Below are 10,755 nucleotides of genomic sequence, written 5' to 3'. Positions count from 1 at the left end.
TCTGTTATCATGCCAATCATCAGCGCACCATTCCCAAACGTTCCCGTGCATATCACTGAGTCCAAAAGAGTTGACGACTTCAAAATAGCCTACTGGTCTTGTTTCATCACGGTATTCTCCTTTTTGCCCTCTACCATAAGATCCTGACAATTCAAATGTTTTATCATCCGTCCCGCGATAATTAGCCAAAGCTGTTGTCATGGTTTCTCCGAAATGGAATGGGGGATAGGATGCTCCAGCTTCCAGGTTAAGGGGTTTTGTAACCCCTCGACAGGCATATTCCCATTGGGCTTCAGAAGGTAGTCTATACTCCCTTCCTGTTAGCTTAGAAAGGCGGTGACAGAACTCTACTGCATCATACCAATCGACTTGTTCAACAGGTCTTTGCCATCTATCTATTCCTTGATAGGGCTCTTTAAAATAAGAGGGGTCTGGATCTAAATATTGATTTACCTTAAGGTCAGATCGAGATGCGATCGCTTTCCATTGAGCTTGAGTAATGGGGTAACGTCCCATTAAAAACGAGGAAATAGTTACATCATGTTGGGGTCTTTCATTGTCACGACTCCCTTCTTCACTCTCCGGTGCGCCCATTGTAAAGGTTCCATCAGGGATTAAGACCATTTCAAGAGGGATACCGTTGATGTATTCTCTGTAGCCTCGAAAGGTTTGTTTTGGGCGTTTTATGGTCAGTTTGGCCATAATTCTTCTGACTTCAAATTTCTGACTTCATCCAGCGCATACTACACGAAAACCAACAGTGATGAAGTGGACGTCACGCCTATCAATGTAGTTTCGAAACCCAGAACGGCAGTAATCAGGATAGTAGTCCCAGGAGCCGCCCCGCAGCCCTGAATACGAGCTTTTATCCTTATTTTTGGCTGAATATGACTTATTTTCACTATTGACATTTTGCTGTTTATTATCATCAATCCAAGCACTGCCATCTGTGGGGGCATTTTCGTAGTTATGATGCCAATCATCTAAACACCATTCCCAAAGATTCCCTTGCATATCATATAACCCAAAGGGATTCGGATAAAATTGACCCACAGGGGTGGTTTCCTTGCTTTCTTTTCCTGGTGCTTCATCCCGATAAGGTCTTGAGGCCTCGTAATTTGCTAACTTTCGGGTAATCGTCTCTCCAAAGTAGAATGGGGGATAGGATTCTCCTTCATCAAGGTTTAGAGGTTCTGTCACCCCTCGACAAGCATATTCCCATTGGGCTTCAGAAGGCAGTCTATACTCCCTTCCTGTTAGCTTAGAAAGGCGGTCACAGAACTCTACTGCTTCATACCAGTTTACGTTTTCTACCGGGCGGTTCTCTCCTTGAAAGTCTGACGGCTCTGGATCTAAGTCTCTCTCGACTTTCAAGTCTGTAATTGATGCGATCGCGTTCCATTGGGCTTGGGTAACGGGATATTTCCCTATAAAGAAAGGTTGGAGTGTGACATTATGTTGGGGACGTTCATAGTCTTCGCTATCTTTTTCGCTTTCAGGGGAACCCATGGTAAAGGTTCCTCCAGGGATAGCCACCATTTCCAGTGCCACATTATCGGTTAGGGTTTCGGTGAAGTAAGAGGCGGTGTAGGTTGTGGTTTTAATGATTTTTCCCTGATGGTTAACAGTCGGGGTTTGAAATGTCCACTGTTGTAATTTCTCTTCATCCTCCTCTGGCTCCTCTTCAAAACCAATGGTGGGAACTTCTGCTTCAAATTCAAAAGGTTCTAAGTTGTCAGTGATATCAACTGTCCCCTTACCAATCTCATCTTTCTCCCGTTTGCGTTTCGCTACTTCTGCCCTGAGTTCTTGTGCTAAATTAGCGTATTCTCCTCCCCAAGTGGTGAGAACTGCTGCTTTGACTTCAGCAAAATAGAGGTCTCGATCTCCAGCAACACCTGGAACAGACCCGGCTGGGTTAGGAATCAGTGCTGGAAAATCCCGGAGACTACCATAACGGTGCTCTATGAAATCTCCAATTTCCCGCCAAATCTCCGTGGTGCGTTGAACTGGACTATTTCCTAGCAGTAACTCCCGAATTCCCGGACGAAATTCATACCAAGTTTCGGGAACAGTTGCTTGGTCTGGCCCGAAGGAAGACTTTTGGAGAAGACCACTAAAAAAAACTTCTGCCAGATGCCAGTGTTCGCTATCGGGTAAAAACCACTGTTGTGCCAAGCGCATCACTGGAGGAATGAGGGGAACAGCAGCTAGAACTTCAGCAAGTTTTCGGGCTTTGGGACTAGCATTAGCCAAGAATTCTCTCAGTAACTGTTGAGGAGTTTCCGCTACTGATTCAGGTTGTTCCGACCTTTGCTTTCTAGGATTAGTTGTGTCTGTTTGGGGCTTATGCTGTCTAATTAAAACCCCTTGAATCGAATTGCTGCCACTCCCGGTGATAAAGTTCGCCCAAGTGCTAAAGTGGTTAACGGATAAATTGAAAATTGGAAATTTATATAACCTAGCCGTTGTACGAAGCCTAGCTCCTACTTGTAACATGGAGTTAGCAGACTCTGCCTCACGAGCAATTAATGGTCGTTGAATTGCCTGATCTAGAGCTGTTCGCTGCCATAGGGTTTGAGGAAAAACATGGGCAATACTAACAGGATGCTGTTCTCCTAATTCTGCTAAAACCTCAAAGGCTTGACCGGAATACCAAGCCTTTCCCAAAGTATCCGTTAAGACAATAAAGAGTCGATGTCCTCCTGGTGCGATCAGGCTACGAACATCCCGTTCAATCCGGTCAACACCTGAAAACAATTGGGGGGTAGGTTCTGTTGTATCGAAGTACCAAATCCGGACATCCCGGAAAAACCCTTGCCAGCGAAAAAGCGTTGCCACCCCTTCTGCTAAATCTCCCCAAAATGCCATGGAAGGGGAGTGGTCAATCAATAAATGTACCTCAAACCATCGCTCTAGGGGAGAACGAAATGCCACCATTGGCAATCCATCAGCTTCGGCTGTTTGTTCAACGGTTGCCTCAATATCCAGTTCATTGGCTAGCAGTCCAGAAACACGCTTAGATAAAGGCAAAAGTGCCTTACTAATTTCCCTAGGTTTGGGTAAGGGAAAGGGGTCAGGAACACGAATAGGAGAGCTGTAATTACTGGAGGATGATTCAGGTTTTTGAGGGGAAGTCGGGGGATGGTCGGACTGTTGAGGATAAGTCCTAATCGGTATCTGTGGTTCTTCTTTTTCTGTTACTGAGGGAGGAATCTTTGGATAATTGTCTGAGGGATTTTCAGTGGATGATTCCGGATCACAATGGTGTACATCTTCTGGTGATTTGATGTCTTGAGACAATGGAGGAGTGACAATACGATCTAAGTGAGCCGCGCACCAGATCAGCTCTGCCACTTCTCTATCATCTTGCCACCATTGATTTGTTTCACTCACCATTTCCCCCTGACCTCACAGTGATTTGAAGATAGTATTCAATACATCTTTTCGTGTTTCTTCAGTCAGGTCATCTCCTTGTAGTAATAAATAGATAGCATTCAACAATTGATCCGTTGCTAACGTTGTGTCTCTTGCCTTAATCCGTGCCAAAAAATCCTTGATTAATTTCCGAGCTGGCTCATCCAGTTGCTTTAAATGGGTGGCATCAAAGCGATTTTCTAAAATTTGATAGAAACCCTCTTCGGTATCAGGTTGCTTGAGAGATAACCGTAGACATCGGCGTAGAAAGGCTGGTGGAAACTCCCGTGCTTCATTACTGGTCATCAAGACTAAGGGAAACTCTTGACATTGAATTAATCCTTTGTCAACCGAAATTTTTTCATCACTATCATGGCTTTGACTGCGGTAAGGAAGTACGTTTTGGGTGTTACGTTTTAAGCGACTCAGTTCTGGAATCTCAAAAAATCCTTCCTCAAATATATGTAAGAGATCATTGGGCATATCAATATCACTCTTATCAATTTCGTCAATTAACAGCACTGCCGGTCTACCTGGTTGAGATTGATGAAATGCCATACCCATTGGTCTTAATCTTAAATAGTCACCAATATCAGGTTCTTCAATTCTCTCTGTATTACCAACTTGTTGCCTCAGTAAAGACACTTGTTGTAGTCGCCCAATGGCATCGTAGGCATAGAGACCATCTTTCAAAGTAGTCCGAGAAACAATTGACCAGCGGTAAGGCCCCGGTAGTCCCAATTCAGCTGCTACTGCATAGGCTAAGGATGTTTTGCCGCTACCGGGATTTCCTTCAATCAGTAAAGGGCGACGTAAACACAATGCAGCATTGACCAATTCTATGGCTTGCTTGGTCGGAACAAACCCCAATGCCCTTGGATTAATCTTTCTTACGATGTCTTGGGTATTTTGTGATTGTGCTTTTTCACGCCATTGCTCAACTGACAGACCAAAGGTGCGCCAAGGCGGGGGCGGTGGCATACGACTCAGATGCTGTTGTTGGTCTTCTGGGGTTGGTCTACTGTCCGCACTGAGGGTTAAGCCCCGGTAGATGCGAGGATCCTGCTGGTCAGATGTTGGGTCTTTTGGCATTTTACTATATAGCAATTCTACGACTTGTGAGGTATAAATTTCTGGTTTTTAGGGAGCAGGGAGCAGGGAGCAGGGAGCAGGTAAGAGGTAAGAGGTAAAAAATAATGTGTACCTCATAGCTACGATAAACGCTATAGATGGTCGGTATTTAAGGGTCTACAGCGTTGGGAAGGCTTCGGATATAAATCATCCCAGAAAAGGGTTACCTCCAAACCCTTTTTCTTTTTTCGTAAATCACGTATTTTCTTAGGCCAATTTTGCCATTCTGAGAGGTTTAGATGCTCTCCTTCAATCAGAGGTTGGTTCAGGTTCCGACTCCAAACCGCAATGGGTAAAGCTTCCTCAATTCTTTCTAGATCGGAATCTGATGGGTCTGTACCCATATAATAGATATCATCCCCTTCAAATTCCCCTGGGATACTGGGTTCAGTTACTGAATTATTTACATCATTCCATAACCCTTGCTTCTTGACTTGAATCTCATCACGAATCTCAAGAAAATCTTGATCAAAATATCGTTCAAATGAGTTGATAAAAATTGGGTACTCTTCACCCAGAGGTGTTCGTTTTCTTCCTCGCTGAAACCTAATCTTCTCCAATTGTGTTTTGAAATAGTCGAAGGGAAGAAAATACTCAATTGTTAAATTAACTCGTTCAGATAAACTATAACGAGCATTCCGAATTAAGTTGGGTAAAATTTTTTCAAGAATAGTGTATAAACTCTCATTCTCTTGCTCAGAGTCACTCTCTTCACTTTCCCGAGGTTCTAACCGTATCTTTTCTGCAAACCGACCAAGTGGTAAATCCTGACTTTCAAGCCAAAGATTCATACTCAAAAGTAAGGCACCAGAGGCTTGTCCTGTACCATTATCATTATCAACCTCTGGTTCAATCTCAACTTGAAGTCGCAGATTTTCTTTTTTAATCAGTTCTTGAAATTTTAAATCAGCTTCTTGAACAAATTCTTGGATTGTAGACAGGTTTGCATCTTCTCGATATCTGATAACGTCCTGTTGCCAATTTTTAATAGTATTAGCAAGTCTCCTCAATTTGTCATCCTGTCTAGAAAATCTTCGCCGACACCATTCTGCACAAGCCACTAGAGGGCACATTCCTCTTGAAACTGGTTTTTGTGCTAATTCAGTCAGTCTTTGTTTTATTTCTGTACAATCCAGAATAAATTCGTCGTCTAATACAAGCTTTTCAATAGTTTTAGAACTTAAAATAAAGGAGTTAACCTGAAGTAAGCTATCTTCTGGATATTTCTTTAATCCAGCAAAAAGTTGGCTAATGAGTTCATCTTGCTTTTCTTCCCATGTTTGTATAGTCTTAGGAAGAATGGGGAAGAACTTAGCAGATATCTCAGAGCCAGAAGCTGAATAGGAAGCACGTTGCTCTGAGGAAATAATCTGATTAATTTGGTCAACTAGATAGTCTAGAGGAATGTATAAATTACCGTAGTTTTTACTTAAATGTTTAAGAACTTGCTCCAAGCCCCTAGAAAATACATCTTCTTTGGCAGTATCTTTGGCACGACAAGCCGCAATCCCATGAACTGCGATACCTGCTCCTCTTACCGATTGGTATTTCTGAACAACTTGTGTAGTAAATTTCGAAACATCACTTATTCCGACCCCAGAATAACAAGTATCGATAATATACAGGATTTGTTCAATTTTAACTCCTTCGTTGTTCAAAGGACGAACTAAATCTTCTGTTGCCAAGGATGTCTGAGGTATTTGATTGTAATCAGTCTCTTCCATCAAAAGATAATGTCTATCTCCTTTAATATCTTCACCATGACCGGAATAGTAAAAGATTACGCGATCGCTCTCACATCGTTCTTCATGCTGAAGCCAGTCTGAAAATTGTTTGATTAACTCATCTTTCTTCGGATTTAAACGAAGATTCGTCAAGGCTTCTTCATATCCAAATTTCTGAGTTAATAAATCAACAACTCTCTGTAAGTCTGTCGGAACACTATCTAAGTTAGGTACATCCTGATCGTTGTAATTACTTGTTCCACAAGCGATTAAATAATACCTGGGTTTTCCCGTCATATCCCTCGTCTACTCATCCATCAAGCCCAACTTAATAGCTTCTCCTGTTTCAGATGCGGTAAAATAGTTACTAGCATTGTGAGCATCCGAGCCATTATAAACAAGCGTATCTTCCACTAACCCGTCAAATAAAGGATTTAATTCTTTTTCTAAAGCAACAATGTCTCCCGCATCCGCAATGTTGATCCACTTTTTTACACTTCCTGGCCAAGACCCCAAATTAGAGACCGGTGAGGGTTCCAAGCGATCAAAAATCAGCCCTTTTATCCCCAATGGGGAACCTAGAGTGACAAAAACCTCCACTGACCATTCTGGATGTTGGCATAGGGCTTCGTAACAGACAACTGACCCGAGGGAATGACCAACCAATACGCGGGTATCTTGATCTATGGCTTCCACAACGCGTCCGCGAATTTGCTGTCTTAACTCTGGCTTATGGAAGTAACCCCCAACTTGTTTCAGAAAAGAAATCACTATTTTTTCAGCAACACCACCAAAAAACCTAGAACCAGTTAAGGCATTTAAAGCCTTTTGAACAGGTCTGGGTGTTGCCTTTCCTTTTGATTTATCTGCTGGGCCTTTAATATCATCTTCTACTTTTGCTGCTTCTTCCGACCATTCCAGGAGGAGTTCCTTCTCCCAATCTGAGTCAATATCACTGGCGTCATAGTTAGGTATCCCCATTCCTGATTTTGACCGACCTCTGAACAAGTCTCCATAAAAGGCACAGCGAAATTCATTATCAGAATCTAATCTAGCTCCAACACGCTCCAAACCATCCTTGAGGGCTGGTAGCCATTGATCATAAATTGTATTACTACCTCTAAATTCTTGATTAATACCATGAACAGCCACAATCTTAGCCATACCATTAGCTACCTATCTGTGTAAAGATTGGTCCAAACACTATAATATAGCACGACCCATTAAGGTGTTTTACAGGGTGCATCTCAATGCATGCTGTTTGAACCTGTGGTGCGTTACGGGACGGACTGTTCCAATACTGGCTACTGATAAAATCAGAGGCTTTCCGTCCCTAACGCACCCTACTGGCGTGACACAGCTAAAATAGTGCAATAGCTTTTTGTTAAAAACCTTAATTTACAAGGGATAAGGGATTTTACTAAAGCACCAAATTAGCTGTGCCACGGCACTACCCAACTAACTTCTGACTTGTGACTTCTAACTTCTAACTTCTGACTTGTGACTTCTAACTTGTGACTTCTAACTTCTGACTTGTGACTTGTGACTTCTGACTTCTGCTATACATGATCAAGCGATGCAGCGCCGCCAAAGGGGGTTTCCCCCACTCGCGCTTTGCATGGCTGACATCATTAAATAAAAAAAAAGAAAAGACTTGAACCTTACCAAACATCGTACACTAATTCAAAAGTGTGACTACCGAGGGCAAGATGGGGTTTGATCGGCTGCTGGCATAGGAATCAAATTCACTATGGAAAATGCACTTGAGAACCCCTGTGAAAAAGCTGCGGGTATGAAAACGGGTATGAAAAAAACTTAAAGACTAAATCAGGTTAATATATGGAACCAAAACTATAGTTATAACAGGGAATAATCTACCCGATGGTATAAATAATTTACTTGTATTTTAGTTAAATTAAGCGAAATGTTTAGACAAGTTGGCTTGATTTTTGGTTAACAAATTTTACCAAATAAAATTATGATTACCAGTTGCGATTACTAGTTGTGATTACTAGACATTTTTCGATGCCAGTAAGTTCAAGTAGTTCTTAGATCATTCTTATATACTGCTTATATACTTCTGATCAACTAGTAATTATTATAAATGTCCTCTCTATCTCACTAAGTGATTTCCATTAGTTCCATGACACTAAACCAGGTTTTAGGGTTTTTGCTAATTCTTACCGTCTGTCCTATCTTAGGCGGACTACCTCTGATTGCCTGGATTACCCGTGTACTGACCAGGCATAACCTAGCCCAGGTCGGTACTGGTAATATATCAGTTTCAGCCGCCTTTTACCACGGAGGAAATCTGGTTGGTGTCTTGGCAGTGCTATCAGAGGCAGGAAAAGGAATTGCCGCAGTCTTACTAGCTCGCCACTTCTTTCCGAGTGAATCAGCCTGGGAATTGATCGCTCTCATCATGTTGGTGTTAGGTCGTTACTGGATAGGGAAAGGTGCAGGCACGACCAATGTCACTTGGGGAGTATTATGCCATGACCCCATTCTCGCATTGCTGGTATTTTTGATTGGAGGGATTAGCTTTACCATTTTCCGTAATCCCAAACAGGGCAAACTAGTGATTTTAGTCTTGTTCCCTGTGATTCTGGCTTTATTGCATGCCCAGGATTTCTCCAGAATTGTAATTGCCACCAGCTTGAGTCTATTATTAGCTTGGATTTATCAAAAAATTCCCGATGACTTAGACCTTCCGAGTGGGGAAGCTCAAGCAGAATCTAAGAAAGTGTTTCATTTTTTCCAAGGCGATAGTGCCGTAATTTCTCTCGACACCAAACTAGACCGTAAAAAAGTTGGGGAAAAAGCTGCCACCCTATCCCAGCTGAAGCGTTCTGGTTACTCAGTACCTGTGGGCTGGGTACTACCTCCAGGGGATGATCCAGAACCGTTGCTCAAATACCTACCCGTTTCTGAATCTGAACCCTTGGTAGTGCGTTCTTCCGCCATAGGAGAAGATTCAGCCCAGGCTTCAGCTGCAGGGCAGTATCAAAGCATTTTGCAGGTGACCAGCTCAGCCGCACTACTAGATGCCATTAATCGAGTCTTAGAGTCTTATCGTAATCCAGTAGCTGCACAATACCGTCGGGATCAGCAACTGGCAGATACAGCTATGGCTGTGCTAATTCAAAAACAAGTCAAGGGGGTTTTTTCTGGGGTTGCTTTCAGTCGTGACCCTATTTCCCAACAGGGAGAAGCTGTAGTGGTCGAAGCCTTACCTGGATATGCTACACAAGTTGTATCGGGTAAAGTCACACCAGAGCAGTACCAAGTTTATTTCCAGAACTCAGGGCAGCAAGAGGATTCAGCAGAAAGTTTGGCTTCCTCACGCATTGAAGGTAGTGGTGATGTCCCCCCAGCCTTAATCAAACAAGTGGCGCTCTTGGCACGTCGGTTAGAAGACTATTACCAAGGTCTTCCCCAAGATATTGAGTGGAGTTATGACGGTCAAAAACTTTGGTTACTGCAAGCACGACCGATCACTACTCTACAACCAACCTGGACTCGTAAAATTGCTGCGGAAGTAATTCCAGGAGTAATCCGACCCCTAACTTGGTCGATTAATCGTCCCCTAACCTGCGGTGTTTGGGGAGAGATTTTTACCATAGTGCTAGGCAGACGAGCTAAAGGAATGGATTTCACCGAAACTGCCACCCTGCACTATTCCCATGCTTACTTCAATGTTACGTTGTTGGGGGAAATTTTTCGGCGTATGGGTCTACCCCCAGAAAGTCTGGAATTTCTGACTAGGGGAGCTAAGTTTTCCAAACCACCGATAAATACCACTATAAAAAACGTACCTGGTTTACTACGATTGCTCGGTCGGGAATGGGGTTTAGATAAAGACTTTGAAGCGGATTACCAAACCCACTTTCTGCCCCTATTGAATCAGCTTTCAGCAAGAGGCCAGTCGGAATTATCTCCAGTACAACTCCTAGAACGCATCGACAGCATTCTGAAGGTGTTGAAACGAGCCACTTACTATAGTATTCTTGCTCCCCTTAGTATGTCCTTGCGACAGGCAGTACTCAAGATTGATGACAAAGAACTAGATAACAGCAAAACTCCAGAGGTCGATAGTATGCGAGCTTTGGCTAGGATAGCAGCAGATGCTCGCCATTTATTAAGCCAAGAACAGATTATCTATGACAGTGGAGCCTCTCTGTTTGCCACCCTAGCAGAAATCCCAGATGGTTCCAGCATTTTAGAGCAGTTTGACCGCTTTCTTGAGCGCTATGGTTACCTTAGCGAAGTGGCAACCGATGTAGCAATTCCCCGCTGGCAAGAAGACCCCCGAGCTGTCAGAAAGCTGTTCGCTCAGTTTCTAGCTTATCCACTCCCCCAATCTCGAAAACCTAGAGGGCAACGCTGGAAAGCTGAAGTGGTACAAGCACGGCTGGATCTCAAAGGTCGAGTGACCCAAGTCTACTCTAAGCTGATGGCTCACCTACGCTGGAGCTTCTTGAGA

General features: G+C 43.2%; 6 protein-coding genes. 1 reads left to right on the top strand and 5 read right to left on the bottom strand.

The genetic code is table 11. The annotated features are described in order from the left end of the window. From F6K52_RS24595 to F6K52_RS24575, 5 genes are all read right to left on the bottom strand, one after another. A partial coding sequence (locus F6K52_RS24595) for a formylglycine-generating enzyme family protein (RefSeq protein WP_293084148.1) occupies positions 1-702 on the bottom strand: 702 nt, incomplete at its 3' end. Between the two features lie 27 nt (positions 703-729). Next, a complete protein-coding gene (locus F6K52_RS24590; RefSeq protein WP_293084145.1) occupies positions 730-3,399 on the bottom strand; it encodes a formylglycine-generating enzyme family protein in 2,670 nt (889 codons plus the stop codon). 12 nt (positions 3,400-3,411) lie between these two features. Continuing rightward, positions 3,412-4,509, bottom strand: coding sequence for a MoxR family ATPase (locus F6K52_RS24585; RefSeq protein ID WP_293084141.1), 1,098 nt, complete (start codon positions 4,507-4,509; stop codon positions 3,412-3,414). Between the two features lie 131 nt (positions 4,510-4,640). After that, the gene (locus F6K52_RS24580) at positions 4,641-6,569 is read right to left on the bottom strand and encodes a caspase family protein (protein ID WP_293084138.1); all 1,929 of its coding nucleotides are present in this window, start codon (positions 6,567-6,569) and stop codon (positions 4,641-4,643) included. A 9-nt stretch (positions 6,570-6,578) separates the two neighbouring features. Next, the gene (locus F6K52_RS24575; protein WP_293084135.1) at positions 6,579-7,436 is read right to left on the bottom strand and encodes a hypothetical protein; all 858 of its coding nucleotides are present in this window, start codon (positions 7,434-7,436) and stop codon (positions 6,579-6,581) included. Between the two features lie 979 nt (positions 7,437-8,415). Here F6K52_RS24575 and F6K52_RS24570 point away from each other — a divergent pair. Further along, the coding region (locus tag F6K52_RS24570; RefSeq protein WP_293084132.1) for a glycerol-3-phosphate acyltransferase at positions 8,416-10,755 on the top strand (2,340 nt) is incomplete at its 3' end.

This window comes from Moorena sp. SIO3H5 (assembly GCF_010692395.1).
Lineage (GTDB): Bacteria > Cyanobacteriota > Cyanobacteriia > Cyanobacteriales > Coleofasciculaceae > Moorena.
The sequence above is the reverse complement of the archived record's forward strand: the minus strand, read 5'-3'. Positions and strand labels throughout refer to the sequence as shown.

Excerpts from the sequence above, each read along its gene's own strand:
- F6K52_RS24590 (WP_293084145.1), bottom strand. The coding sequence starts at position 3,399 with ATGGTGAGTGAAACAAATCAATGGTGGCAAGATGATAGAGAAGTGGCA.
- F6K52_RS24585 (WP_293084141.1), bottom strand. The coding sequence starts at position 4,509 with ATGCCAAAAGACCCAACATCTGACCAGCAGGATCCTCGCATCTACCGG.
- F6K52_RS24580 (WP_293084138.1), bottom strand. The coding sequence starts at position 6,569 with ATGACGGGAAAACCCAGGTATTATTTAATCGCTTGTGGAACAAGTAAT.
- F6K52_RS24575 (WP_293084135.1), bottom strand. The coding sequence starts at position 7,436 with ATGGCTAAGATTGTGGCTGTTCATGGTATTAATCAAGAATTTAGAGGT.